Source organism: Nocardia yamanashiensis (genome assembly GCF_021183565.1).
Taxonomy (GTDB): domain Bacteria; phylum Actinomycetota; class Actinomycetes; order Mycobacteriales; family Mycobacteriaceae; genus Nocardia; species Nocardia yamanashiensis.
Genome location: NZ_CP089226.1, coordinates 8,345,525 through 8,370,898 on the forward strand (window position 1 = coordinate 8,345,525; position 25,374 = coordinate 8,370,898).

General features: G+C 68.9%; 18 protein-coding genes. 11 read left to right on the forward strand and 7 right to left on the reverse strand.

Translation table 11 applies throughout. The annotated features are described in order from the left end of the window. Positions 1–12: 12 nt before the first annotated feature. From LTV02_RS38570 to LTV02_RS38580, 3 genes are all read right to left on the reverse strand, one after another. Positions 13–1,017, reverse strand: coding sequence for a glycoside hydrolase family 172 protein (locus tag LTV02_RS38570; protein ID WP_218028344.1), 1,005 nt, complete (start codon positions 1,015–1,017; stop codon positions 13–15). Positions 1,018–1,121: 104 nt separating this feature from the next. Next, complete coding sequence (locus LTV02_RS38575) at positions 1,122–2,054, reverse strand: tyrosine-protein phosphatase (protein WP_233036396.1); 933 nt, start codon at positions 2,052–2,054, stop codon at positions 1,122–1,124. Positions 2,055–2,195: 141 nt separating this feature from the next. After that, positions 2,196–4,580 (reverse strand): PEP-utilizing enzyme, encoded by a 2,385-nt coding sequence (locus LTV02_RS38580; RefSeq protein ID WP_233036397.1) that lies wholly within the window; start codon positions 4,578–4,580, stop codon positions 2,196–2,198. 167 nt (positions 4,581–4,747) lie between these two features. Here LTV02_RS38580 and LTV02_RS38585 point away from each other — a divergent pair, with 167 nt between their 5' ends. The 6 genes from LTV02_RS38585 (at position 4,748) to LTV02_RS38610 (ending at position 13,590) form a co-directional block, all read left to right on the forward strand. Beyond that, the gene (locus tag LTV02_RS38585) at positions 4,748–6,319 is read left to right on the forward strand and encodes an FAD-dependent oxidoreductase (RefSeq protein ID WP_233036398.1); all 1,572 of its coding nucleotides are present in this window, start codon (positions 4,748–4,750) and stop codon (positions 6,317–6,319) included. A 131-nt stretch (positions 6,320–6,450) separates the two neighbouring features. Beyond that, positions 6,451–8,385 (forward strand): alpha/beta hydrolase, encoded by a 1,935-nt coding sequence (locus LTV02_RS38590; protein WP_233036399.1) that lies wholly within the window; start codon positions 6,451–6,453, stop codon positions 8,383–8,385. 102 nt (positions 8,386–8,487) lie between these two features. Continuing rightward, positions 8,488–9,651, forward strand: a complete 1,164-nt coding sequence (hsaA, locus tag LTV02_RS38595) for a 3-hydroxy-9,10-secoandrosta-1,3,5(10)-triene-9,17-dione monooxygenase oxygenase subunit (protein ID WP_233036400.1) — start codon at positions 8,488–8,490, stop codon at positions 9,649–9,651. Then, positions 9,652–10,506, forward strand: coding sequence for an alpha/beta fold hydrolase (locus tag LTV02_RS38600; protein WP_233036401.1), 855 nt, complete (start codon positions 9,652–9,654; stop codon positions 10,504–10,506). It begins immediately after the preceding gene. Between the two features lie 221 nt (positions 10,507–10,727). Next, a complete protein-coding gene (locus tag LTV02_RS38605; protein WP_067710807.1) occupies positions 10,728–11,657 on the forward strand; it encodes a family 2A encapsulin nanocompartment shell protein in 930 nt (309 codons plus the stop codon). Further along, positions 11,632–13,590, forward strand: coding sequence for a family 2A encapsulin nanocompartment cargo protein cysteine desulfurase (locus LTV02_RS38610; protein WP_233036402.1), 1,959 nt, complete (start codon positions 11,632–11,634; stop codon positions 13,588–13,590). Before LTV02_RS38605 ends, LTV02_RS38610 begins: the two co-directional genes overlap by 26 nt. A gap of 160 nt (positions 13,591–13,750) precedes the next feature. On the opposite strand, the gene LTV02_RS38615 is transcribed toward LTV02_RS38610, so the two are convergent. After that, on the reverse strand, positions 13,751–14,578 hold the full coding sequence (locus LTV02_RS38615) for an NADPH-dependent oxidoreductase (protein WP_233036403.1): 828 nt from the start codon (positions 14,576–14,578) through the stop codon (positions 13,751–13,753). A 161-nt stretch (positions 14,579–14,739) separates the two neighbouring features. Between LTV02_RS38615 and LTV02_RS38620 the strand changes: the two genes are divergently transcribed. The 3 genes from LTV02_RS38620 to LTV02_RS38630 are packed head-to-tail and all read left to right on the forward strand — an operon-like array spanning position 14,740 to position 19,014. Beyond that, positions 14,740–16,245 carry an MFS transporter gene (locus tag LTV02_RS38620; protein ID WP_233036404.1) on the forward strand — a complete coding sequence of 502 codons (1,506 nt, stop codon included), beginning with the start codon at positions 14,740–14,742 and terminating at the stop codon, positions 16,243–16,245. A 38-nt stretch (positions 16,246–16,283) separates the two neighbouring features. Further along, entirely contained in the window at positions 16,284–16,988 is a 705-nt protein-coding gene (locus tag LTV02_RS38625) for a flavodoxin family protein (RefSeq protein ID WP_067710811.1), read from the forward strand. A gap of 43 nt (positions 16,989–17,031) precedes the next feature. Next, entirely contained in the window at positions 17,032–19,014 is a 1,983-nt protein-coding gene (locus LTV02_RS38630) for a S9 family peptidase (protein WP_233036406.1), read from the forward strand. Between the two features lies 1 nt (position 19,015). Here the strand turns inward: LTV02_RS38630 and LTV02_RS39450 are convergent, their stop codons facing one another. After that, positions 19,016–21,319, reverse strand: coding sequence for an ATP-binding protein (locus LTV02_RS39450; protein WP_269821596.1), 2,304 nt, complete (start codon positions 21,317–21,319; stop codon positions 19,016–19,018). 183 nt (positions 21,320–21,502) lie between these two features. Here LTV02_RS39450 and LTV02_RS38645 point away from each other — a divergent pair, with 183 nt between their 5' ends. Next, positions 21,503–21,868 (forward strand): MmcQ/YjbR family DNA-binding protein, encoded by a 366-nt coding sequence (locus LTV02_RS38645; RefSeq protein ID WP_233041900.1) that lies wholly within the window; start codon positions 21,503–21,505, stop codon positions 21,866–21,868. Between the two features lie 2 nt (positions 21,869–21,870). Here LTV02_RS38645 and LTV02_RS38650 read toward each other — a convergent pair whose 3' ends face one another. Continuing rightward, a complete protein-coding gene (locus tag LTV02_RS38650; RefSeq protein ID WP_233036407.1) occupies positions 21,871–22,575 on the reverse strand; it encodes a carbon-nitrogen hydrolase family protein in 705 nt (234 codons plus the stop codon). 238 nt (positions 22,576–22,813) lie between these two features. Between LTV02_RS38650 and LTV02_RS38655 the strand changes: the two genes are divergently transcribed. Next, positions 22,814–24,004: a lipase family protein gene (locus LTV02_RS38655; protein ID WP_233036409.1), complete on the forward strand. Its 1,191-nt coding sequence runs from the start codon at positions 22,814–22,816 to the stop codon at positions 24,002–24,004. 61 nt (positions 24,005–24,065) lie between these two features. Here LTV02_RS38655 and LTV02_RS38660 read toward each other — a convergent pair whose 3' ends face one another. After that, entirely contained in the window at positions 24,066–25,295 is a 1,230-nt protein-coding gene (locus tag LTV02_RS38660; RefSeq protein WP_233036411.1) for a bifunctional 3,4-dihydroxy-2-butanone-4-phosphate synthase/GTP cyclohydrolase II, read from the reverse strand. Positions 25,296–25,374: the final 79 nt, after the last annotated feature.

Here is a 25,374-nt window from a genome sequence, read left to right on the forward strand (position 1 = left end):
GGAAATAGGGGATCAGGGGAGCGATCGATACCAGAAGGCGGTCGTCGCCACGTGCGCGTGATCGAGGGGTAGGTAGTGCCCGTCCTCGCGCCAGCCCAGCGCCTGCACGGTGGCGCGCAGTCCGGTGTCGAAACAGATGGGGTCGGGAATGTGCCAGCGGTACATGCCGAATCGCTGGTGCGGTTCGTAGATGCGGTCGCGCGGCTGCACCTGCACCAGGCCCAGATATGGGGTGGAGTAGGGCAGTTGCGCGCCGTTGAGATCGAAATTCCAAGCGCCGCCGAAATAGTCCTCGGTACCGGTGCCGCAGATGGTCGGGAATTCGGAGTCGTCGTCCAGATAGAACTTCAGCTCGCCCTCGCCCCACCAGCCCGGAACGCGGGGTTCGATGGCCAGATACGTTCCGGCATAACGGCCCGGACCGCCGGCGACTTCGACGATGGGATGCACCGCCGGATTTCCGAGCGGATCGCTGCACCGCCAGAGTGCGTGCAGATAGCCGGAAGTGTCCGGAACATCCTCTTCCAGATAGGTGATCTGGTAGTAAACAGGTACCGACCGGTCGGAGCCATTGTGCAGGGTGATCAAGGCGTGCGAGCGGAACGGCATGGGCCAGTAGCTGTTCAGGCCGCCCGCCGGGGCCACCACGATCAGCTGCGAATTCACCAGCGCCAGCTGATCCCAGCCATTGCAGAAGAAGTCGCCCAGCGGCACCGCCACCGCGGGTTCGGGGCTGCCGTCCCAATGCATCTGGAGGGTGAAGTGCCGCAGCAGCGTGCGGTCGGTGGTGAGCCACAGATGCCGGATCACGCCGGGACCGGAAATATCGGCGAGCGTGGCGGTTTCACCCGGAGCCAGGTCGATGGACGGTGAGACCTTCCAGCCCCGGCCCAAACCCGCCGCCGCGAACGCCCCGGTACCGGCGATGGCGCGGCCACCCGCCCCGGGCGCGCCGGTCGGATTCTCCGCGCTGACCGAGCGGGTGCGCCGCCCATCGAGCTGCCAGATCTCGTGCACCATGCGAATTTTCGCATGCGCATCGGCTATATGTCTGCGGACATGCCAGAACACGACAATGCCGGCGCCGCCCCACACGCGACACCGGCATCCGAATCGGCTACTTATCCGAAGGGACCGGACCGCTCGACCAGCCGGTAGGTCAGCTTGCCCGTCACATCGCCGTTGAGGCCCAGACCCTGCTGTACGAAGGTGGTCATCGAACCGTAGGAGGCGTTGATCTGGTTCAGCGCCGCGTCCAGGAATTCCCTCTGCACGCCGAGCACCGGCTCGAACAGCGTCCGGTCCTGCACCAGGCCCTGCGCCACCAGCGCGTCCAGGGTGGCCTTGTTGCTGGCGGCCAGCTTGTCGTTGGACAGCAGGTAATTGGCGTAGATGTCGTTGTTCGAGGTGCCGAGGATGCTCATCAGGATCGCGGTCAGCACGCCGGTGCGGTCCTTACCCTGCGTGCAGTGGTACAGCACCGGGCCGTTGGCGTCGGCGATGGTCCGCAGCGCGGTCGCCAGCTGCTGCCGCGCGGTCGCATCGGTGATCATCCACTTGTAGTAGTCGACCATGTATTTCACGGCCTTGCCGTCCCCGAGCACCTGCTGCTGGTACGCCGGGCCGCCCTGCACGGCCTTGGCAAAGAACAGGTAGAAGTCGTTGGCCGGATCGTAGATCGGCAACGTCTGCACCGGGATCGACGCCGGGATCTTGTCCGGGTTGGCCGCCCGCTCGGTCGGCGAACGGAGATCGATGATGTTGGTGATGCCGGCGGAGACCAGCGCCTGCTGATCGGCGTCGGTGAGGCGGTTCAGGGCGTCGGTGCGGTACACCAGGCCCGGCTTGATCTTGCCCGCGGTGGCCGAAACCCCGCCGATGTCACGGGCGTTCGGGGCGGCCTGCAAGGCCAGCGGGGCATTGGCCGGAGCCTGGTGCGCGATGCCCGGGAGGGACGGCGCCGCGAACGCGGGGGTCACCGCGATCGGCCCGGCGGCGAGGAGTACGGCGGCGACACCGACGAGGGTGCCGCGCGCAGCGCGCGAATACGTCACTAGCGATATTCCTTTCAATCACGAGCCGGGCAGTGGGTGCCCGGCCCGGGCTCGAGACGCGCTACCTGCCGACGAACTTCGACTGCGGCGCGGGGATCGTGGCGTCGGTGCCGCGTGCTGCGCGGGGCATGACCGCGCGGGCTATTCGGGGTCGGCCAGCAGGGTGATGGTGCCGGCGGCGCCGTCCACCCGGACCCGCTGTCCGTCGCTGAGGCTGGTGCTCGCGGTCTTGGTGTCCACCACGCAGGGGACCCCGAACTCGCGGGCCACGATGGCGGCATGCGAGGCGGCGCCGCCGATATCGGTGACCACCGCGCCCGCGTAGCCGAACATGGCGGTGTGGCCGGTGTCGGTCACCGAGGCGACCAGGATGTCGCCGGGCTCGATATCGTCGTCGAGGGACAGCACCCGCTTGACGGTGCCCTCCACCACGCCCGGGCTGACGCCCAGACCGGACAGGGTGCCGCCGACCGGCAGCGCGCCGGAGACCTCTTCCGGCTCCCATTCGCCGTTCACCACATCGGGCATGCGCACGCCCTGGTAGCGGGTGCGCTCGGCGCGGCGGCGGGCCACCCGCTCCTTCAGATCGGCCGGGGCCCACAGGATCTCGTCGAGGGTCAGGAACGCCGAATCCTCGATCTCGGTGAGCTTGCCGGCCTTGATCAGGCGGGCGGCGCGCTCCTGGGTGGCCAGGCGCAGGCAATTAGTGACGCGTACGACGGCATCGCGGGCGCGTTCGCGGTAGACGGTCGCGCCGACGGCCATCTTGGCGGTGCGCGAGGTCGGGTCCGGCACCGGTTCGCGGTGCGGCGCGGGCATTTCCGCGGCCCGGCCGGCGGCGGTCACCAGCAGTTCCGGGCGATCGCCGAAGGTGGCGTTGATGAGCTCGCACTCACCCGGGCCGCGATGGCCGATCCGGGCCAGTTCCTCGTCCAGGGCCTGGGCGAACTCGGGCGACTTCTCGCGCGCGGCAGCCACGTCACCGGACTTGGCGACGCCCTGCAGGCCGGAATCCTTGCGGCACAGGGCCGCCAGGCGCTCCACGGCCAGCATGGTCTTGGCCGACTCCAGGCGCTCCAGGTTGATCTTGACTTCGCCCTTGTGGGCGGCGGTGGCGGCGCCGGTCATCATGACGCCGATGGAGGCGGCCTGCCACGCCTGGTTCAGGCGGTCGCGCCACAGCAGGGCGCGGGCGTGCAGCTGCTCGTCGGTCAGCTCGGCGATACCGTCGCGGTCGATGGCCTCCGCGTGCGCGGCGGCATTGATCAGCTCGGCGGTCTTGGCGTAGCTCATGGCGGTGCGGGCGACCCGGCCCATCGCCTTGAAAGTGCCCGCGCGCTTGGCCATTCCGGTCGGCATAGCGGGACGGCCCTTGGGATGCAGCTCCACATCGCCGATGGCGCCGTACACGTCGCGGCGCACGCTCTCCTCGTCCCAGCCGGGCATGTTCTCGGCCGAGAAGACGCCGATCGAGGCATTGATGTACATGTGATGCCCGAGCACGCCGGTGACCCGGGAAACCCAGTGCTCCAACGCGATTCCCTCGATGGCGATCATATTGCCCATGGCCTCGTTGCCGAGCCGGATGGCACCCGCTTGCAGATCGATGGTCAGCGGGGTGAGGGGGCCGGGCAGCGCCTCGGAGGTATTGGTGGCGGTGAACACCGGGATGCGGTCGTCGATCAGATCGTCGAACTCGCCCTGAAGACCCTCCGGCGCACCGGATTTCAACGCGTATCCGTCGGAGGTGGGCGCGTTCTGCGGCACCACGTGCGCGGGCAGCGGGATCGCGCCGGTGCGGCTGCGGAACCCGGAACCGGCGGCCTTGCGCCCGTGCAGGCCGCGCGCCACATCGACGATCACTTCGTTGGCGGTCCAGCCGTAGCGGAAGCCCCACTCCTCGCGGGCCGCGGTGGTGTCCAGGCGCGGCCGGTTCGCCGCCGACTTGGGCAGCCACGGCGTGTACTTCACGCCCGCCTCACGCAGGATCCGCTTCACCTCGACGCCGGAAACCTCACCGGGAGCGGCCAATTCGACGATGCCGCTGCGCTGCGACAGCGCGGCCTGCACCAGGAAGCGCTCCAGATCGTCGTAGTGCAGCACCTGGAAGCCGTCCTTGCCGGCGGTCAGCGATTCGAGCGGGCGCCAGCCGGCGCCGTCGATGCGGCGACCGGCGACCAGCGCGGTCCGCACGATCAGCGCGTCGGCTCCGCTCGCGGTGACGGCACGCTCGACCGAATCCTGGCCCGCCGCAACGGGAACCACCAGCCGCACCCCGGCTTCGGCGGCCGCCTGAGCGATACCGGCCACCGCATTGCCCGCCAGGTGCACCACGGCGTCCACGCCCGTGACGGCCCGCGCGCAGGTCCGGGCGTCGGCCGGATCGCCGACGGTCTGCTCGACCCGCGGATCGACATAGCGATCCCGCTGCCGGTCCAGCCCCGTGACCTCGTGCCCGGCCGCCAGCAGCATGCGCGCCACGGCCTTTCCGCTGGGCTCGGTGACCCCGGTGACCAGAATCCGCATTGACTCTCCTCCTCATGAAGCGCCCCCAACCACAAGTGACGCCGTTCACACACCATCGGTGGTAGGCAGGCCCGGCACGGGTCGCAGTCCCGGTCAACGGGATCACCGAGTCGCTCAGCAAGATGCGGCGCTAGGGCATGCCCTGTCGGGCGGGCACCGTCATACCCATGACAGTGCGGAATTCGGTGACGCCCCGTGCGGCGAGCACGGTGAACAGCTACGACCTCGAGACCGACGTGCTGGTCGTCGGCTACGGCGCGGCGGGCGCGGCGGCCGCTTTCGAGGCCGCCCACACCGGAGCCCAGGTGCTCGTCGTGGACCGTGCGGGCGGCCCCGGCGGCGCTTCCGCCATGTCCGGTGGCGAGATCTACCTGGGCGGCGGCACGCCCATCCAGATCGCCTGCGGCTACGACGACACCCCCGAAGCCATGGCCGCCTTCCTGAAGGCCGCCCTCGGCACCGGCGCGGACACGGCCAAGATCGACGAATATTGCGCGGGCAGCGTCGAGCACTTCCAATGGCTGGTCGACCGCGGCGTCCCCTTCAAGCCGAGCATGTGGGATGCCCCCACCTGGGTCCCGCCCACCGACGACGGCCTCATGTGGCTGGGCGAGAACAGCTGGCCCTTCACCGAACTCGCGCATCCCGCCCCGCGCGGCCATCGCCCCACCGCCAACGACTTCGGCGGCAAGCTGCTGATGGAATGCCTCACCGCCGCCGCGGAATCCGCCGGTGCGACAGCGCAATTCGACACCTACGTCACCGCGCTCATCGTCGCCGACGGCGATGCGGCCGATCTGGCTTCCGGCGATGCAGACCAGACTGCCGGGCGTCACCCGGCCGTCGCCCCGCGCGTGGTGGGCGTGGTGGCGCGCCGCTACGGCAAGGAACTCACCATCCGCGCCCGCCGCGGCGTCGTCCTCACCACCGGCGGCTTCGTCGACAACGACCCCATGCTCGCCGACCACGCCCCCGAACTCCTCGGCCACACCAAGGTCAGCGCCGGCACCGACGACGGCAGCGGCATCCGCATGGCCCAGGCCCTCGGCGCGGCCGTCCGCCATATGAACGCCGGCCAGATCGGCATGTCCCTCATCCCCGGCCTGGCCGCCCGCGGCATGGTCGTCAACGGCCTCGGCCGCCGTTTCATCAACGAGGACACCTACCCCGGCCGCATCGGCCAATCCGCCCTCTACCGCAACAATATGGGCGGCAGCTGGGCGGGCACGGACACCGCCGTCTGGGTGATCGTCGACGAAACCGGCTTCGAAGACGTCCCCGAACCCCAGCGCTGGGGCGTCCAGCCCACCCACGTCGCCGAAACCCCCTCGGAACTCGAGGAACTCACCGGCCTCCCCACCGGCTCCCTGGTCGGCACCATCCGCCGCTACAACGAACTCGCCACTGCCGGAGAGGATCTCGACCACCACAAGTCCCCGCGCTGGCTGCGCCCACTGGTTCCGCCGCTGGCCGCCATCGACGTGAAGGCCGGTATCCGCCCGCCCGCCGAATCAGGTGATCGTCGTGGCACCGGCGCTTCGGTCTTCACCCTCGGCGGCCTGCACACCGATATCGAAGGCCACGTCCTGGATCTCGACGCCCGCCCCATCCCCGGCCTGTTCGCCGCCGGCCGCGCCGCCAGCGGCCTGCACGGCTTCGGCTACATCTCCGGCACCTCCCTCGGCGACGGCACCTTCTTCGGCCGCCGAGCGGGCACCGCCGCCGCCCGAAACGCCTGACGGTTCCTACCTGTTCGGGGTGAAGTAGGGGATTCCGCTCCGCGGGCCCCCACCACGACCCGCCCACCGACGCCCTCGAACAAGGCGTGTCGCTGTCCATCCAGCCCCCACTCGCCGGTAACACTCACCTGATGAGCAACGAGCCGCGCTCCAGCGATTCGCCCGTGCCCGAATCTCACGACGACCTGCGCCCGCACCCCGGCGACGAGCTGATCCCGGAGTCCGGCGCGGACATCGTTGCCCCGCCGGTCGATTCGCCCTCCGAGCCGCCGGAGGAGAAGACACCGGAGGAGCCGGCAACGGCATCAGCCGTAGCGACCTCCACAGTAGGCATATCAGGCCGGGCGCGGGCCTGGGGTGCGGTGCTGCGGGCCGAGCGGAAGCTGCGGCCCAGCTATCCCGGGCTGCTGGTAGCGGCGGTGTTCTTCGCCTGGTCGGTATCGCCTTCACTGCTGCCGCGTAGCTGGATTTTTCAAGGTTTGGTGAGTGGTGTCAGCGCGGCCATCGGGTACGGCGTGGGGTGCGTGCTGGCCTGGGCGGTGCAGAAGTGGGTGCTGCCGCGGTTTCCGCGCGAGGCGGGGGCGATCGGGAAGTTCTGGCATCCGCCTTTACGGACCCGGGAGATCAGCCGGTTGGTGATCCTGGTGGCGTTGCCGGTGCTGGCGGCGCTGATCCTGGCGCGGTCGGCGCGCTGGCAGCGGGATCTGGAGATCCTGATGGGGATGACGCCCGATACGACGTCGAGCTATTTGCGGACCGAGCTGGTGGCGGCGGGGACGCTGGCGTTCGTCATCGCGCTGTATCGCCTGGTGCGGTGGTTGCTGCGCACGGTGATCCGGGTGCTCAATATCGATTGGCGGATTCCGCGGGTGGTCGCCGTGCCGAGTGCGGTGGTCGTGGTGGTGGTGCTGGCGGTGCTGCTGTTCCAGGGCGTGCTGGCGAAAGCGTTCTTCTCGGTGGCGAATTCGGCGTTCAGTCTGCGGAACGGGAAGACGTCGGAGTATGCGGTGCAGCCGCAGATTCCCGAAAGGTCCGGGAGTCCAATGTCTTTGGCGGGGTGGGACACGCTGGGTTCGGAGGGGCGGTGGTTCGTCGCCAATGCGCCCAGTTCGGATCGGATCGCCGGGGTGACCGGCAAGCCCGCGAAGGAACCGATCCGGGTGTACGCCGGGCTGGAGTCGGCCCAGACGCCGGAAGACATCGCGGCGTTGGTAGTTCAGGAACTGGAACGCACGCATGCGTTCGAACGGAAGGTGCTGGTGGTGGTCACGACCACCGGTACCGGGTGGGTCGATTCGACCACGGCCGAATCGCTCGAGTACATGTACGGCGGGGACACCGCCATCGCGGCCACGCAGTACTCGTACCTGCCGAGCGTGCTGTCGTTCCTGTCGGACAAGGCGAAAGCCACCGAATCGGGGCGGCTGGTCATTCACGCGGTGCACGAGAAATGGGCGAGCCTGCCCGCCGATCAGCGGCCGAAGTTCCTCGTCTACGGCGAAAGCCTCGGCTCGCAGGGTTCGGAGGGGGCGTTCACCGGACTCGATGACATTCGGACGCTGGTGGACGGCGTGCTGTGGGTGGGCCCGCCGAACTCGAACCGCATCTGGACCCAGCTCGAGCAGCGCCGCGATCCGGGCACCCCGCAGATCCTGCCCATCTACGCGGACGGCCTCATCGTCCGATTCGCCGGCGCCGCACCCGATCTGGAACGTCCCGATCGCCCGTGGGTGAACCCGCGCGTGGTGTACCTGCAGCACGCCTCGGACCCCATCGTGTGGTGGTCGCCGGATCTGCTGTTCGAACAACCGGATTGGCTGCGGGAACCGCGCGGCAGCGACGTCTCCAAATCCATCCGCTGGTGGCCCATCGTCACCTTCTGGCAGGTGAGCGCCGACCTGGCACACGCCCAGAAGGTCCCGTCCGGTCACGGCCACCGCTACGGCACCCTCGTCCTGGACGGCTGGGTGGCCGTCGCACAGCCCGCGGACTGGAACCCCGACCTCGCCGAACGCATCCGCACGGCCCTCGACGAGGACATCGACTGGGAGTACGCCCACAAATAGCCAGTGGGAGCGCTATTCCGTTGACCGGGACTTTTCCGCCTCGCCGGGCCGCCCCGACCATAGCGTCGAGGGAGACCGTACGCACGAGGAGGAAACACCCGCATGACGAACAAGGTGCTCGATCGGGTTCGGGATCTGCTGCCCGCGATCCGGGAACGGGCGGTGGAGGCCGAAGAGCAGCGGCGGGTGCCCGACGCCAGCATTGCCGAACTGACCGAGGCCGGCGTGTTCCGCATGCTGCAGCCCGCGCGCTACGGCGGCGCGGAAGCCTCCCCGGTCGACTTCTACCAGGTGGTGCGGGCGGTGGCGACCGCCTGCCCGTCCACCGCGTGGGTGACCTCGGTACTCGGTGCGCACCCGTGGCAGCTGGCGCTGTTCGACGATCGCGCGCAGGCCGACGTGTGGGGCGAGAACCCGGACGTCCTGGTGTCGTCCTCGTACGCGCCGACCGGCAAACTGACCGTGGTCGAGGGCGGTTACGAGATCACCGGCCGCTGGAGCTTCTCCTCCGGCTGCGATCACGCCCAGTGGGTGTTCCTGGGTGCGATCACGCCGAACGGCAACGGCGGCATGGACTACTACACGGTCCTGGTGCCCCGCACCGACTACGTCATCGAGGACGTGTGGCATGTGTCCGGCCTGTCCGGCACCGGCTCCAACGACATCGTCATCGAGAAGGCGTTCGTCCCGAGCTACCGCACCTACAGCGCCGCCGATCAGGCCAACCTGGTGGGTCCCGGCCAGGAGGTGAATACCGCTCCGCTGTACAAGATCTCGTTCGGCAGCGTGTTCTCCAACACCATCACCGCGCCCATCATCGGTGCGGCCGAGGGCGCGTACGAGTCGCATCTGGAGCGGCAGCGCGAGCGGGTGCGTCTGTCCTACGGCGGCCAGAAGGTGTCGGAGGATCCGTTCGCGCACGTGCGAATCGCCCGCGCCGCCAGCGAGATCGATGCCGCCATCCTGCAGATGGAGCGCAATATCTCCGAGCAGCTGCGCTATGCCGAAGCGGGGGAGGAGATCCCGTTCGATTCCCGCCTGCGCGCCCGCCGTGATCAGGTGCGCGGCACCGAACGCGCTTTGGAGGCAATCGATCTGCTGTTCAAGAACTCCGGCGGGCACTCCATCCGCCGACCGAATCCGATCGAACGGCATTGGCGCGACGCGCATGCCGGTAGCGTCCACGCCATCAACGATGTCGAGCGCGCGCTGGCCATGTTCGGCAAGGGCGCGATGGGCCTCACCGTCACGGATCGGATGCTGTAGATGACCCTGACTGCCGAGAACACCACCCGCTTCGCCACGGTCGGCGGCCACAAGGTCCGCTACCACGAGGCCGGGCAGGGCGAAACCCTTGTCCTGCTGCACGGTTCGGGCGCGGGTGTCACCGGCTGGGCCAACTTCGGCAACAATCTGCCGGTGCTGGCCGAGCATTTCCGCTGCCTGATCATCGATCAGCCCGGGTTCGGCGAGAGCGGCCGTCCCGAGGTGTACGACCGCAACTATCTGCGTATTTCCGCCGAGGCCGTGATCGGCGTCCTCGATGAGCTGGGGATCGAGAAGGCCCATCTGCTCGGCAATTCCATGGGCGGCGCGGTCGCGACCCTGACCGCGCTCGAGCATCCGGATCGGGTGAACCGCCTGGTGCTGATGGCGGCCGGCGGCGTCGGTGTCAATGTGCTGGGCCCCGAACCATCCGAAGGCATTGCGCGCCTGCTGGAATTCAATGCCGATCCCACCAAGGAGCGGGTGCTGGCCTGGTTGAAGACCATGGTCTACGACCAGTCCGTGCTCACCGACGAACTGGTGGAGCAGCGCCTGGCCACCGCCTCGGATCCGGCCGCCACCGCCGCCGTCCGCGACGCCTACGCCACCTTCTACAACCCGAAGCTGGCCGAACCGCTCCCGTTGTGGGCGCGCCTGAAGGGCCTCACCAACGAGGTCCTCATGCTGTGGGGCCGCGACGACCGGGTGTGCCCGGTCGAAGGCGCGCTCTTCCCGTCCCGCCAGCTCCCGAACGTGGACTTGCGCATCTTCTCCCGCTGCGGCCACTGGGTGCAGGTGGAGCGCAAGGACGCCTTCGAGCGCGCCGTGATCGACTTCCTGACCCACGGTCTGTAGCGGTCGCATGTCCAGGAATGGCTTGGAGCGCAGTCGTTTCTGGACACCACCGTGGCACTCTTACCGCCGGAAACCGGCGGGATTAAAGGTGGATTTCGGTTCCCTCACTGTTAGCTGGAATGACACGCCCAGCGCGTGAGCTCAGCAGGACAGCGGTTCGTCTCGGCGTTAGCATAGCGAGCGCCGGTAACGGCTAATTTGCCTATCTGAAGGCGGTTTCCATGACGAGCGCTGTACCCCAGCCGGTCGCTTTGGGTGACGAGGCCGCGAGGACGCTGGCCAATGCCACCAAGACCGTGCCGCAGATGGAGTCGATCACTCCTCGGTGGCTGGTCCATCTGCTGAACTGGGTGCCGGTGGAGGCCGGCATCTACCGGCGGAACCGGGTGACCCACGAGCAGACCGTCGATATCAAATGCGACAACTTCGACGAGTCCCCGCTGCCGGAGACCTTCATCGACTACGAGAAGGATCCGCGCGAATACCGGCTCAAGGCGGTGCACACCATTCTCGATGTGCACACCCGGGTCTCCGACCTGTACTCCAGCCCGCACGACCAGATCGCCCAGCAGCTGCGGCTGACCATCGAAGCGATCAAGGAGCATCAGGAAGGCGAGCTGATCAACAGCCCGGACTACGGGTTGATCGCGAATGCCGCCGCCAAGCAACGGATTTCGACCATCGCCGGGCCGCCGACCCCCGATGATCTGGACAATCTGATCAGCAAGGTGTGGAAGGAGCCGGGCTTCTTCCTGACCCATCCGCAGGGGATCGCCGCCTTCGGCCGGGAATGCACCCGGCGCGGTGTGCCGCCGCCGACGGTCAGCCTGTTCGGCTCGCAGTTCCTCACCTGGCGCGGCCTGCCGATCATTCCCTCGGACAAGGTTCCGGTCGTGGACGGCAAGACCAAGTTCCTGCTCATCCGGACCGGTGAATCGCGGCAGGGCGTGGTCGGGCTGTATCAGCCCGGACTGGCGGGGGAGCAGGGGCCGGGACTCTCGGTGAAGTTCATGGGCATCGATCGCAGCGCCATCGCGTCGTACCTGGTGTCGCTGTACTGCTCGCTGGCGGTGCTGACCGATGACGCGGTCGGACTGCTCGAGGGCGTCGAGGTGGACAAGTTCCATGACTACGCGCCGACCTACCGCTGACGCGCCGGTCCCGCCCGATCCGACGGTCTCGGCGGGACCGGAATGGGCGGCGCTGCTGCCCGACGAAGCCACCCTGAATCAGCTTGCCGGGCAGTTCTTCTCGGCCGTTGCCGGCGGTCGGCCCGCGAGCGGCGCCCCGCAGCCGGCAGCGCCGCTCGCGCACGTGGCGGTGCCGCCGAATCCGGTCGGAACCGCCCCGTTCGGAGCCTCGGGCGTCGCGGCCGCGGACCTGCCCGCGGCCGGATCCGGCGTGGTGCCGCCGGGAGGGCCGACACCCGAACCCACCGTGCCCGACTGGGAGCCGGGTGCGGTGGCCGGCGCCATGCCCGCCGGTCCGGGGTACGGCGGCGCGGTACACACCGATCCGCTCGCACCGGTGCTGCCGTCGCTGGACGTTCCGCGCACCCCGGCCCGCTTCACCGCGCCCGGGGCTGCGCCGGGTGGTCCGACGCCCACGCCTGCTGTGCCCGAATGGGATCCGCGACCGGCCGCCGGTCCGGTGCGGGCCGGCGGCGTGCACACCGATCCGCTGGTGCCGGTATTGCCCTCGCTGGATGTGCCGTTCGCGCCGTCGCGCTTCACCGCGCCCGCGGTATCACCGGCCGGGCCCGCGTTCTATTTCCTGGAGCGGCCGGAAGCCCCTGCGGGCCCTGCTGATTCGCCGTTCTACTTTCTCGGTGACCAGCCGGGCGGTCGGGTCGCCGACCCGCATCCTCCGTTCGATGTGAATGCGGTGCGTAGTGATTTCCCGATCTTGCGCGAGCGGGTGAACGGGCATCAACTGGTCTGGTTCGACAATGCGGCCACCACGCAGAAGCCGAACGCGGTGATCGACCGCATCGCCGAGTTCTATCGGCACGAGAATTCCAATATCCACCGTGCCGCACACGAATTGGCGGCGCGCTCCACCGACGCCTACGAGCACGCGCGGGCCACGGTCGCGCGGTTTCTCGGGGCCGGATCGGCGGAGGAGATCATTTTCGTGCGCGGGGCGACCGAGGGCATCAACCTCATCGCGCAGACCTGGGGGCGCAAACACCTCGGCACGGGCGACGAGATCATCATCTCGCACCTCGAGCATCACGCGAATATCGTGCCGTGGCAGCTGCTGGCCGCCGAGACGGGTGCGGTGCTGCGCGTCATCCCGGTCGACGACACCGGGCAGTTACGGCTCGACGAATACACCCGGCTGCTGTCGGATCGCACGAAACTCGTATCGGTGACTCAGGTTTCGAACGCGCTGGGCACCATCACCCCGGTCCGGGAAGTGGTGGCGCTGGCGCGCCGGGCGGGCGCGGTCACCCTGATCGACGGCGCGCAGTCCGTGCCGCACACCGGTATCGACGTGCGGGCGCTCGACGCCGACTTCTTCGTGTTCTCCGGGCACAAGCTGTTCGGGCCGACCGGCATCGGCGTGGTGTACGGCAAATCCGAAGTGCTGCAGGATCTCCCGCCTTGGCAGGGCGGCGGCAACATGATCAGCGATGTCACCCTGGAACGGTCGCTGTTCCAGCCCGCACCCGGCCGGTTCGAGGCGGGCACCGGCAATATCGCCGATGCCGTCGGACTGGGCGCGGCCATCGACTACGTGCAGCGGATCGGCATGGACAATATCGCCCGCTACGAGCACGGGCTGCTGGCCTACGCCACTCCCCGGCTGGCGGCCATACCCGGCGTGCGGCTGGTCGGCACCGCGGCGGACAAGGCCAGCGTGCTGTCGTTCGTGCTCGCCGGGTACGAACCCCTGCAGGTTGGAAAGGCCTTGAACGAGAAGGGGATCGCGGTCCGGGCGGGGCACCATTGCGCCCAGCCCATCCTGCGGCACTTCGGCTTGGAGGCCACCGTGCGCCCGTCGTTCGCCTTCTACAACACCTGCGCGGAGATCGACCGCTTGATCGCCGCCGTCGACCAGCTGGCGCGCGCCCGCAGGTGACAGGTAGCGGACCGGCTGGCGCTTGCCCGGTGGTGACCGGTAGCGGATCAGCCGGCGCGCGCCCGGTGGTGACCGGTAGCGGACCGGTCGGCGCTTGCCCGGTGGTGACAGGTAGCGGACCGGCTGGCGCGCGCTGTGGTGGCCGCGCGCGGGTGGGCCGCTACCGCAACGGGAATCCGTGCGCGGTGAGCTGCTCGCGCAGGCGATGGCGCCCGTTCAGTGACTCGGCCGACGCGAGCCTGGCCAGCGTCTGATCGATCCAGGAGCGCGTGAGGTTCTGCTCGGCGAAGAACGCGACGATGCGCGCCTCGTAGTCGGCGATATGCGCGAGCTGCCCGGCGGGATCGTAGGTCTCCTCGTGCAGCACCGCCGCCTGCGGCAGCCGCGGTTTGACGCGCGCGCCCTCCGCCGGATCCGGCACGCCGACCACCAGTCCCGCGACCGCGAAAACGCCCGGCGGCAGGTGCAATTCGGCCGCCACCTGCTCCGGGTGATTGCGGATCGCGCCGATGTAGACGGTGCCGTAGCCCAGTGATTCGGCCGCCACCACCGCGTTCTGCGCGGCCAGCGCGGCGTCCAGGAACGCCACGTAGCTGGTCTCGAGGTAGTCGGCCCCGTCGAGCGGCACCCCGCGCTCGGCGGCCAGCTCCCGCACCCGGGCCAGATCGGCGACCCATACCAGCAGCACCGGCGCCTGCCGGATGTGCTCCTGACCGCCGGCCAGCGCCGCCAGGCGGGCCCGGCGCTCCGGATCGCGGACCGCGATCACGCTCCACAACTGCAGATTGGACGAACTGGGTGCGGACTGCGCCGCCGAGACCAGCAGCCGCAGTACGGAATCCGGGATCGGATCGGGCAGGTAGCTCCGCACCGACCGGTGCTCGTGCAGTACCTGCAGCACGGGATTCCATGCCGGGGGCGCGGTGGATACGGGATCGCCGTAGCGTTGTGCCACCGTCTGGTCCGGTGCGGGAGCGGTCTGTGTCATGGCAGGTATCGTGGCCGTCGCGGCGCTCGTAGTCAGGTATTACCTACAGCTCGAGCCGAATTCCGCAGTGCAATGATCATCACGAGCGTAAACCTGTCGCGGCCGCGAGCGCGCCCACAGGATCATCGGATGAATTGTGTTCGGGTGGCGGCGGTCCCGCGATGACCGAGACGGTGCCCACCATCGGGGACGGCCCGCCCGAACCGGCCGCCGCGGCGCCGGCCGAACCGGCCGTCGTCTACGACGAACGCGCGACGCTGCTGTCCTGTTACGCAGCCGGTTTCGCGACGCTGCTGGACGGCGCGGTGATCGCCTTCGCCGCACCCGCCGCACAGTCCGCGCTCGCGCTCCCGGATTCCGGCGTGCAGTGGTTCCTGGCGTCGTTCTCGCTCACCTTCGGCCTCGGGCTCGCCCCGGCCGGCCGCTTGGGCGACGCCTATGGCCGCCGCGGGCTCTTCATCGCCGGACTCGCGCTGTTCCTGATCGGCGGGGTCGGATCAGCCGTCGCCACCGGCGCGTGGACCGTGATCGGCGGACGCCTGGTGCAGGGCTTCGGCGCGGGGATGATCAGCGCCCAGGTGCTCGCGGTCATCCAGGACGCCTTCACCGGCCCGGCCCGATTGCGCGCCCTGGCCGGATACACCGCGGCCGGCGCGAGCGCCGCCATCGCCGGACCGCTGCTGGCGGGTGGCGTGCTGTGGCTGCTTCCGTCCGAAATCGCCTGGCGGATAATACTTCTGCTGCCGATTCCGTTCACCGTCGCGGCGATCGTGCTCGGTGTCCGCGGCCTGCCCGGCGCGCCCCGGACCCGCCGCGCGGTAGACCTCGATCTGCCCGGCATCGCCGCACTCGGACTGCTCGTGGTCATCGTGACGATTCCGGTGATCGACCCCGGGCTGCCCGCGGTCGCCATCGCCGCGATCCTCGCCGCGTCCGCACTGCTCGTCACCGGCCTCATCGGCTGGGAACGGCGTTATGCCCGGCACGGCAGGTTGCCGCTGTTCGCACCCCAGCTCATGCGGTCCCGCGGCTACGTGATCGGAAACGCGGTGGCGGCCCTGTGGTTCGGGTCGGTGCTGGCCTTCGTCACCATCAAGACCATCTACTTCCTGCAGGTGTGCGACATTCCGGCGCTCGCGCTCGCCGTGGCTCTCATTCCCTCCGCGCTGGCGCGCATCGTGGCCGCGCGCTGGGGACAACGGCTGTTCGTCACCCACGGTCCGGCCCTGGTCACCTACGGGCTGGTGGCCCAAACCGTTTGCCTCGCGGCGAGCGCCGCGGCGACCCTGCGCTGGGACGGCTGGGCGCTGTTCGTCGTCATCTCGGCCTTGCAGATCATCTCCGGCCTGTCCGGTGGCGTCGTCGAACCTCCGTTACGGGCCGTCACGCTCGCCTTCTCCCCGCCCGCACTGCACGGGGTGGCCGCGTCCTTCCTGCAATTGACCCAACGGCTTTCGGCGACTTTCTGCATCGCCCTCACCACCGGCGTGCTGCTCGCCTTCGGGCCGTCGGCGTCGGCGGCATCGCTACGCTGGGCACTCCTGCTGTGCGGGGCCGCCGCGGCGCTGGCCACGGCGCTCTCCTTCGCTCGTTATTTCCGCGCCGGCCCGCCGACTCCGGCGGTGGCCGCGCGAAGCGATGACGAAACGCTGACCAGACCCTTGTAATCGTCCTGAATACCCCCGACGGCACCGACACTGGGTTCATGCCGACCTATGACGACCTCCGCGCCCTGTTCATCAACTGCACGCTCAAACCGTCCCCGGAGATCAGCAATACCCAGGGGCTGATCGACGCCAGCGCCCACATCATGGAGAAGAACGGCGTCACCGTCGATCACATTCGCGCCGTGGACCACGACATCGCGCCGGGCGTGTGGCCGGATATGACCGAGCACGGCGCCGCCAGCGACGAATGGCCCGCACTCCAGGAACGGGTGATGGCGGCCGACATCCTGGTCGTGGCGGGCCCGATCTGGCTGGGGGACAACAGTTCCGTCACCAAGCGCGTCATCGAACGGCTGTACGCGAACTCATCGATCCTCAATGCCGCCGGACAGTACGCCTACTACGGCCGGGTCGGCGGGTGTCTCATCACCGGCAACGAGGACGGCATCAAACACTGCGCCATGAACGTCCTCTACAGCCTCCAGCACCTGGGCTACACCATTCCGCCCCAGGCCGACGCCGGCTGGATCGGCGAAGCCGGGCCCGGGCCCTCCTACCTCGATCCCGGCTCCGGGGGCCCGCAGAACGATTTCACCAACCGCAACACCACCTTCATGACCTGGAACCTGATGCATCTGGCCCGGATCTTCAAGGACAACAACGGTTTCCCGGTGTACGGCAACCAGCGTTCGGAATGGGACGCGGGCTGCCGCTTCGACTACGAGAACCCCGAATACCGGTAGCGGCCCGAATCCGCACTTCCGGCGCGCGGGCTAACCTGGCCGGATGACGATCACCGAGTTGCCGTTCGGGTCCTGGCCCACCTCCATCACCTCCGAGAGCGTCGTCAGTGCCGCGGTGCGGCTGGGCGAGGTGCGGGTGGACGCGGCCGAGGTGTATTGGTCGGAGGGGCGGCCGGACGAAGGCGGGCGGACCCAGATCGTGCGGCGCGGCGTCGACGGCGGGCGCGTCGATCTGCTGCCGGAGGACATGAACGCCCGCACCGCCGTGCACGAATACGGCGGGGCCGCATGGTGGGTGCGCGACGGCGTGCTCTATTTCGTCAACTGGGCCGATCAGCGGGTGTACCGGATCGAGCGGGACGGGGCGCCGGTCGCGTTGACCCCGGAGCCGGAGACGCCGCGCGGGGACCGCTACGGCGACGGCGCGGTCGGTCCGGACGGGCGGACCATGGTGGCCGTCCGGGAACACCATCCGGTCGGCGGACGCGGTGCGATCGATGTGCGCAACGAGATCGTGCGGCTGGCCACCGACCGGCCCGCGGAGCCGGAAATCCTGTTCAGCGGAACGGATTTCGCCGTCGCGCCCCGGCTGAGCCCCGACGGGACCCGGCTCGCGGTGGTCACCTGGGACCATCCCTCGATGCCGTGGGACGACACCGTGCTGCGGGTGCGGGAGCTCGCGACCGGTGCGGACACGGTGGTCGCGGGCGGTCCGGGGGAGTCGGTGCAGGAGCCGCGCTGGCAGCCGGACGGGTCCCTGCTGTTCCTGTCCGATCGCAACGGGTGGTGGAACCTCTACCGCTGGACGCCGGGCGGTGCGATCGAGGCGCTCATCGAGGTGGAGGCCGAAATCGGCGTTCCGGGATGGCAGTTGGGGTCCGCGCGTTACGCCGTGCTCGGCGACGGGAGCATCGTGTTCGCGCGCTGGCGCGACGGTTACGACGGGCTCGCGGTGCGTCACGCGGACGGTTCGGTGACGGAGCTGGACCTGCCGTTCTCCGCGATCGCCGCGATCGAGCGGGCGGCCGACGACGCGGTGGTCGTGGTGGCGGGCGCACCGACCACCGAACCAGGCATCTACCGAATCGAATTCGACGGCCCGGTGGTGCGGACCGAAACACTGTGCGCACCCCGTGAACTCGGCCTCGAGACCGCCGATGTCTCCGCGCCCGAACCGATTTCGTTCCCGTCGACGGATCGCACCGGTGCGCCGCGCACCGCCCACGCGCTGTTCTACCCGCCCGCGAGCTCCGGCTACCGCGGTCCCGACGGTGCACTGCCGCCCCTGCTGGTCCTCATCCACGGCGGCCCCACCGCCCACGCCGTGCCGGTGCTGTCCCCGGCCACCCAGTACTGGACCAGTCGCGGATTCGCCGTCGTGGACGTCAATTACGGCGGCTCCACCGGTTACGGCCGCGCCTACCGCGAACTGCTGCGCGATGCCTGGGGCGTGGTCGACGTGGCCGACTGCATCGCCGCCGCCCGCTGGCTCGCCGACAACGGCCGCGTCGACCCGAACCGCCTCGCCATTCGCGGTGGTTCGGCCGGCGGCTACACCACCCTCGCCGCGCTGGCCCGCCCCGACACCCCGTTCGCCGCGGGCGCGGACCACTACGGCGTCGCCGACCTGGAAGCCCTCGCCGCCGAAACCCACAAGTTCGAGAGCCGCTACCTGGACGGCCTGATCGGCGCATACCCCGCCCAGCGCGACCGCTACCGCGAACTGTCCCCGATCCACCAGGTCGACCGCTTCCGCAGCCCCTTGATCGTCCTGCAAGGCACCGAGGACGCGGTGGTGCCGCCGAACCAATCCCAGATGATCGTCGACGCCCTGCGCGAGCGCCGCATCCCGGTCGCCTACCTGCTCTTCGAAGGCGAACAGCACGGCTTCCGCCAAGCCGACAACATCCGCAAGGCCCTGGATTCCGAATTGAGCTTCTACGCCCAGGTATTCGGCTTCGACCTGCCCGCCGACGAGAAGATCGAACCCGTCACCGTCGAGAACCTCGCCCCCGGAGCGCGCTGAATCACAGGTCGTGTTCGTGGGCCCAGGCGGCCAGCTGGGTGCGGGAGGTGAGGCCGAGTTTGGTCAGGATGTGTTCGACGTGGGTTTCCGCGGTGCGGATGGAGATGACCAGTTCGGTGGCGATGCGTTTGTTGGTGTGGCCCGCGGCTACCAGGCGGGCCACATCCTTTTGGCGGCGGGTGAGGACGTCGGCGGCCATGGGGGAGGGGGATTGCTTGGCGCGTAGCGGTTTTCGGGGCGGAGCCGGATCTACGGCGGGGGTGGCGGACTCGCGGCGGAGCGCGTAGTCGATGGCTTCCTCGAGGCGGAGGTTCGCCCCGGCGCCGAAGGCTTCGCGGAAGGCTTTCTCGCCGAGGGCTTCTCGGACGGATTGGCGTTCCTTGTCGGCGATGACGCCGGTGATGGAGTGGGCCAGGCGGACGGTGCTGCGTTGCAGGGATTCGGCGGCGCCCATGAGGCGGGCGGCTCGCTCCAGGTCGCCGCGGGCGGCCTCGGTCCAGGCCAGGCCCTCGAAACCCGAGGCGAGCCAGATACAGCGTTCGAAGAGGGCCAGTTGTTCGATGGCGCGGGTGTGGAAGTCGGCGGAGACGTCGTTCTCGCCGCGCCGCCAATGGTCGATGCCGACCGTCCACAGCGCCAGGCCGCCCAGCAGGTGGGAGCCGGAGGCGGTGGTGAGTTTCAGGAAACGTTCGGCCAATTCGCTGCTGTCGCCCGCCTTGGTGATCTGTGCGCACATGAAAGCGAAAGCGAGACTGTCCATTTCGATGGCCAGCTGACCGCTGTCGGCCGCGAAGCGGATGGCATTGCGGGCCAGTTCCAGCGCGGAGACCGGTTTGTTCTCGGAGAAGGCCAGCAGCGCCTCGTCCAGGGTCATCTCGGCCATGATGTGGGTATTGCCCACGGACGCCCCGAGTTCCACACATTCGACCAGCAGTGCGCTTGCCGCCTCCACATCGGAGAGCAATGCGGCCAGGGAAGCCGCGGAGGACAGCGCGCGGGCCCGCTCCGCGGTCGGCTCCGGATTGCGGTCCAGGGCTTCGGTGAGCCAGCGGTAACCCTCGGACAGGAAGCGATTGTGCTCCCAGAACGGGCGCAGCACCGAGGCCATCTCCATGGCGGTGAGCGGGGAATCGGCGAGGCCGGAGCGCAGGGCCGCACGCAGATTCGCGTGTTCGCGGGTGAGGTCGCGGAACCAGGCCACATCGTCGCCGGTGGGGTAGGCGGCATTGCCGCGCAGCGCCAAGCGCCGGTAGTGCTCGTGATGGCGGGCCCGGGCGGCCGGAGCCTCGCCGCGCTCGGTCAAACGGTCCGCGCCGAACTGGCGGATCGGCTCCAACATCGAATACCGGCCCACCGCATCGTCATAGCGCGCCATCAGCACCGACTTGTCGACCAGCCCGGTGAGCGCCTCCATCAGCGACGCACCGCCCAGATCGCAGACCGCCTCGGCGGCATCGATGTCGAAACCGCTGGCGAACACCGAAAGCTGTTCCCACAGCAGCTGTTCCGCCGGAGCGCAGAGGTCGTAGCTCCAGCGGATCGCGCCCTCGATGGTCTGCTGCCGCTGCGGGGCGGTGCGCGGGCCCGCGCTGAGCAGTTCCATGGTGTCGTCGAGCCGGGCCAGGATCTGCTCGGGGGAGAAGACTCGCAACCGCAGCGCCGCCAGCTCCAGCGCCAGCGGCATACCCTCCAGACGGCGGCAGATCTCTTCCAGGGTGGCCCGATTCGCGGCGGTCGCGGTGAACCCGGGATTGGCCGCGGTGGCGCGCTCGATGAACAACCGCAGCGCGTCGCTGTCCTCGCCCGGGTCGGCGTCGTGCACCGACAGCGGCGGCACCGGCATCACCTGTTCCCCGGGAATGCCGAGCACCTCCCGGCTGGTGGCCAGCACCCGCACGTCCGGGGTGGTGGCGATGATCCGCCCGACCAGCGCCGCGCACGCGTCGATCAGATGCTCGCAATTGTCCAGAATCAGCAGCAGCCGCTTGTCGGCCAGGAACTCGGTGAGCCGGGGCAGCGGCGCGGTCGATTCGTCGCGCAGCAGCAGCGCCTCGGCCACGCTCAACGTGACCAGATTGGGGTCCTGCACATCGGCCAGCTCGACCAGCCACACCCCGTCCGGGAAGGCCCGCGACACCAGCTGCCCGATCTGCCGCGAAAGCCGCGTCTTACCCATCCCACCGGGCCCCAGCAGCGTCAGCACCCGGGTGGTCGGCAGCAGCCGTTTGGCGGTTGCGAGTTCGTCGCGGCGGCCGACGAAACTAGTGACCTCTTCGGGGAGGTTTCCGTTGACACGCCGCGCCATGTGCTCCAACCTATGTGATTTGCCCGGTTCCAAGCCAGCGCCCAGGCCTAAAACGCCCAATACAACCATGCTTTACAGCTATTACCGGTTGGTAGTTGGACCGGCTCCGGTCGCCTTAAACTCGATTCCGTGCCGAGACCACGCCGGGCCAGCCTCGACGACGTGCATCAGCTCGCGCTGGGCATGCCGCACGTGACCCTGATCCACGGCCCGAAGGGCAATCCCGTCTATCAGGTGGGCGGCAAGTCCTTCGTCTACTTCCGCACGCCCAGCCGCGACGCCGCCGATCCGGACACGGGGGAGCGCTGGGACGACGTCATCATCTTCTGGGTGCCGTCCGAAGCCGACAAGCTCGCCCTCACCCAGGACCCGGACTCGCCGTTCTTCACCACCCCGCATTTCGCCGGACACCTGTCGGTCCTGCTGCGCGGCGCGCACGTCGGCCAGGTGTCCCTGGCGGAACTGACCGAAGTCGTCCAGGACGCCTGGCTCGCGCGCGCCTCGGCCACCCGGGGGCGCAAGTGGCTGGCCGAGCATTCGATGCGGTGAGGTCAGCCGATATCGGCCGCCACCGCCATCGCGCTGGTCCCGTCGGCCTCGGCGAGTAGTTCGCCGCCGGCTGCCCAGATGGCCGAGCGCCCGCAGCCGATCCATTCGCCGGCCGCGCCGACATGGTTGGCCAGCGCCACGAACATCCGATCCCGCTCGGCGATGGCCGGGTACACGGTCGCCCGCTCGGTCATCCCGGCTTCGGAGCCGTAGAGGGAACTGGCCAGCAGTACGTCGCAGTCGTCGTCGTGGGCGCGGGCCGTGAGTTCCGGGAAGTGATTGTCGAAGCAGGTCGCCAATCCGAAACGGACACCGCCCAATTCGAAGCGGCCGTCGGTGTTTCCGGGCGTGAACACCCAGCGTTCCTCGGCGTACAGATGCTGTTTGCGATAGGTGGTGAGCAGGTCGCCGTCCGGTCCGAACACGAAAGTCGTAATGGCCGGGCCGTTCTCGGTGGCGGCCACGCCATTGACGACGGTGGCGATGCCCGCCGTGCGCAAGGGCGTGAGCCGCGGATCCTTCGGATGGGTCCACCGGGTCGGGTCGTGGGCGAGATCGTCGGGCTCGTATCCGGTCAGCGCCAGTTCCGGATACACGACCAGCTCGGCCCCGAGCTGTGCCGCCTCCTTGGCCAGCGCCGCCATCTGCTCCACATTGGCGTCGATGTCGACTGGAACGCAGGACAATTGGGCTACTGCGATTCTCATGCAGGAAAGATAGACGATGCGGCGGACGCGATGAAGGCGGCTCCCGCCGCATTTCCGTTGTGATCGATGACATCGGCGGTGGGTCGCCATTGTCGTTTCGCCAAGTTCCCGCACCCTGGATTGGGCACTTTGACAGAAGAACGCTATTTTCACAGCGTCCTGTTGCGCCGGTCACTGTCGACCGGTGCACCGGATCGCTAGTCCCCCTAGGGTGTTCCCGCTGTTTCCGAAGGTTGGCATGTTGAGATCCGCTATCAAGATCATGATCTTGGTATTGACCGTTGCCGCGTCCGCCGCGTTGCTGAGCGCGCCCGCCGGCGCGAATCCGCTGTACCCCACCCCCGATCCGGACCCGTTCTTCCAGGCCCCGAGCGACCTGGCCGACAAGAAGCCGGGTGACGTGGTGCGGGTGCGCCGCATCGACCCGGGCTTCTACGTCCACACCGACGGCTGGCAGGTGGCCTTCCGGTCCACCAATTCGGCCGGCAATCCGATCATGGGCATGACCACCGTGCTCATGCCGCAGGGCGTGAAGAACCCGCCGCTGGTGTCCTACCAGGCGCTGATCAATTCCCTGGGCACGCAATGCAGTCCGTCGCGTTCGCTGTTCAACGGCGAGCTGCAGGACTCGGCGGGCGCCATGCTGCCCATCGGCCGCGGCTGGGCCATCTCCATGCCCGACTATCTCGGTCCTACGGTCGCCTACGGCGCGGCCAAGCTCGGCGGCATGGTCACCCTGGACAGCGTCAAGGCGGTCAAGCAGGTCAGCGAACTCGGTCTCGCCGATGTGCCGACCGTGCTGGCCGGCTACTCCGGCGGCGGGATGGCGACGTCGTGGGCGGGCGCCATGCAGCCGACCTACGCGCCGGACCTGAAGCTGACCGCCGTGGTGGCGGGCGGCATCCCGGCCGATCTGCGGGAAATGGCCCTGGCCTTGGGTTTCGATCCGCACCCGGGCTTCGGTCTGGCCTTCGCCGCCGCCATGGGCCTGGAGCGGGAGTACCCGGACCGACTACCGGTCTCCGATCAGCTCAACGAGAACGGGCTCTGGTTCCGCGATTTCACCAAGGACGCCTGCCGTCGCTTCCTGCTCTTCCACGGCATCACCCGTAATGCCGCGCAGCTGGCCGCCTCCCGCGACATGATGAGCAGCCCCGAAGCGCACGCCGTGCTGCGGGAGAACAGCCTGCGCTACTCCGATCTGCTGCCGACGGTGCCCACCTTCTTCTGGCAGGGCCGTTTCGACACCATGACCTTCTTCGGCCCGGTCGAGGAAGTGGCGCAACGCTATTGCCAGGCCGGTGTTCCGCTCACCTTCAAACCGTACGAGATCGCCGAGCATCTCACCACGGCCGTCGCGGGTTTCCCGGAAGCCTGGGAGTACGTGGAGGCCCGTTTCCGCGGTGATCCGGTGACCACCACCTGCTGAGACAGCGCTGTGCCCCGCCGCGAGTAATCATGGCGGGGCACAGTCGTTTTCGGACGGGGCGTCAGCGGAAGCCGACCGCGACATCCGCCTCGGCCAGCTCGTGCCGCATCCGGTCGCGCTTGGTGCGCAGGTAGTGCACATTGTGTTCGGTGGGCTGGGTGACCAGCGGAATACGGTCGGTGACATCGACCCCGTGCGCGGTCAGCCCCGACTGCTTGGCGGGGTTGTTGCTCAGCAGCCGAACCGAATTCACGCCCAGATCCAGCAGGATGCGCGCCGCCGCACCGTAGTCGCGGGCATCGATGGGCAGGCCCAGGCGCACATTGGCGTCCACGGTGTCGGCCCCGCCGTCCTGAAGTTCATAGGCGCGCAACTTGTTCAGCAGTCCGATGCCGCGGCCCTCCTGCCCGCGCAGGTAGACGACCACGCCCTGCCCCTCCGCCGCAACGGCTTCCAGCGCCGCGTCCAGCTGTTCGCCGCAGTCGCAGCGCAGTGAGCCGAAGGCATCGCCGGTGAGGCATTCGGAATGCACGCGCGCCAGCACGCTTTCGCCCGATGGCGCGCCGTACACCAGCGCCAGATGCTCCGCGCCGGAATGCTCGTCGCTGTAGCCGATGACCCGGAAATCACCGAAGCGGGTCGGCAGCCGCGTCTCCACCACCCGGGAAATGCCGTGCTCCAGCCGTTTCCGGTACTCGATCAGGTCGGCAATGGAGATGATCGGCAACTCGTGCTCGCGCGCCATGACCAGCAGTTCGGGCAGGCGGGCCATGGTGCCGTCGTCGTTCACCACCTCCGCGATCACCCCGGCCGGCCGCAACCCGGCCAGCCGCATGAGATCCACCGCGGCCTCGGTATGACCCGGACGGCCCAGCACCCCACGGGGATTCGCGCGCAGCGGGAACACGTGCCCGGGCCGCGACAGCTGATCCGGGGTGGTGCGCGGATCGGCCAGCACCCGCATGGTGCGGGCGCGGTCGGCGGCCGAGATGCCGGTGCTCACCCCGGCGACCGCGTCCACCGACACGGTGTAGGCGGTGCCCTTGGGGTCCTCGTTGACCGCGGTCATGGGCGGCAGCTGCAGCCGGTCGCAGTCCTCGCCGGTCATCGGCACGCAGATCACGCCGCTGGTGTGGCGCACCAGGAAGGCGATGTTCGCCGGCGTCGCCAGTTCGGCGGCGAGGATCAGATCGCCCTCGTTCTCACGGTCCTCGTCGTCCACCACGAGCACCATGCCGCCGCGCGCGATCGCGGCCACCGCGGTTGCGATGCTGTCGAGTTCACCGGTCATCGTCGACCACCTCCTTCAGTACTTCTAATCGAAATATGACTGACGGAGAACAACGAGGTGGGGTCCCGCTCACCGGTAC

What these genes read in the sequence shown, in the direction of transcription:
- LTV02_RS38580 (WP_233036397.1), bottom strand. Translation starts at nt 4,580, where the DNA reads ATGCGGATTCTGGTCACCGGGGTCACCGAGCCCAGCGGAAAGGCCGTG.
- LTV02_RS38585 (WP_233036398.1), top strand. Translation starts at nt 4,748, where the DNA reads ATGACAGTGCGGAATTCGGTGACGCCCCGTGCGGCGAGCACGGTGAAC.
- LTV02_RS38590 (WP_233036399.1), top strand. Translation starts at nt 6,451, where the DNA reads ATGAGCAACGAGCCGCGCTCCAGCGATTCGCCCGTGCCCGAATCTCAC.
- hsaA (WP_233036400.1), top strand. Translation starts at nt 8,488, where the DNA reads ATGACGAACAAGGTGCTCGATCGGGTTCGGGATCTGCTGCCCGCGATC.
- LTV02_RS38600 (WP_233036401.1), top strand. Translation starts at nt 9,652, where the DNA reads ATGACCCTGACTGCCGAGAACACCACCCGCTTCGCCACGGTCGGCGGC.
- LTV02_RS38605 (WP_067710807.1), top strand. Translation starts at nt 10,728, where the DNA reads ATGACGAGCGCTGTACCCCAGCCGGTCGCTTTGGGTGACGAGGCCGCG.
- LTV02_RS38610 (WP_233036402.1), top strand. Translation starts at nt 11,632, where the DNA reads ATGACTACGCGCCGACCTACCGCTGACGCGCCGGTCCCGCCCGATCCG.
- LTV02_RS38615 (WP_233036403.1), bottom strand. Translation starts at nt 14,578, where the DNA reads ATGACACAGACCGCTCCCGCACCGGACCAGACGGTGGCACAACGCTAC.
- LTV02_RS38620 (WP_233036404.1), top strand. Translation starts at nt 14,740, where the DNA reads ATGACCGAGACGGTGCCCACCATCGGGGACGGCCCGCCCGAACCGGCC.
- LTV02_RS38625 (WP_067710811.1), top strand. Translation starts at nt 16,284, where the DNA reads ATGCCGACCTATGACGACCTCCGCGCCCTGTTCATCAACTGCACGCTC.
- LTV02_RS38630 (WP_233036406.1), top strand. Translation starts at nt 17,032, where the DNA reads ATGACGATCACCGAGTTGCCGTTCGGGTCCTGGCCCACCTCCATCACC.
- LTV02_RS39450 (WP_269821596.1), bottom strand. Translation starts at nt 21,319, where the DNA reads ATGGCGCGGCGTGTCAACGGAAACCTCCCCGAAGAGGTCACTAGTTTC.
- LTV02_RS38645 (WP_233041900.1), top strand. Translation starts at nt 21,503, where the DNA reads ATGCCGCACGTGACCCTGATCCACGGCCCGAAGGGCAATCCCGTCTAT.
- LTV02_RS38650 (WP_233036407.1), bottom strand. Translation starts at nt 22,575, where the DNA reads ATGAGAATCGCAGTAGCCCAATTGTCCTGCGTTCCAGTCGACATCGAC.
- LTV02_RS38655 (WP_233036409.1), top strand. Translation starts at nt 22,814, where the DNA reads ATGTTGAGATCCGCTATCAAGATCATGATCTTGGTATTGACCGTTGCC.
- LTV02_RS38660 (WP_233036411.1), bottom strand. Translation starts at nt 25,295, where the DNA reads ATGACCGGTGAACTCGACAGCATCGCAACCGCGGTGGCCGCGATCGCG.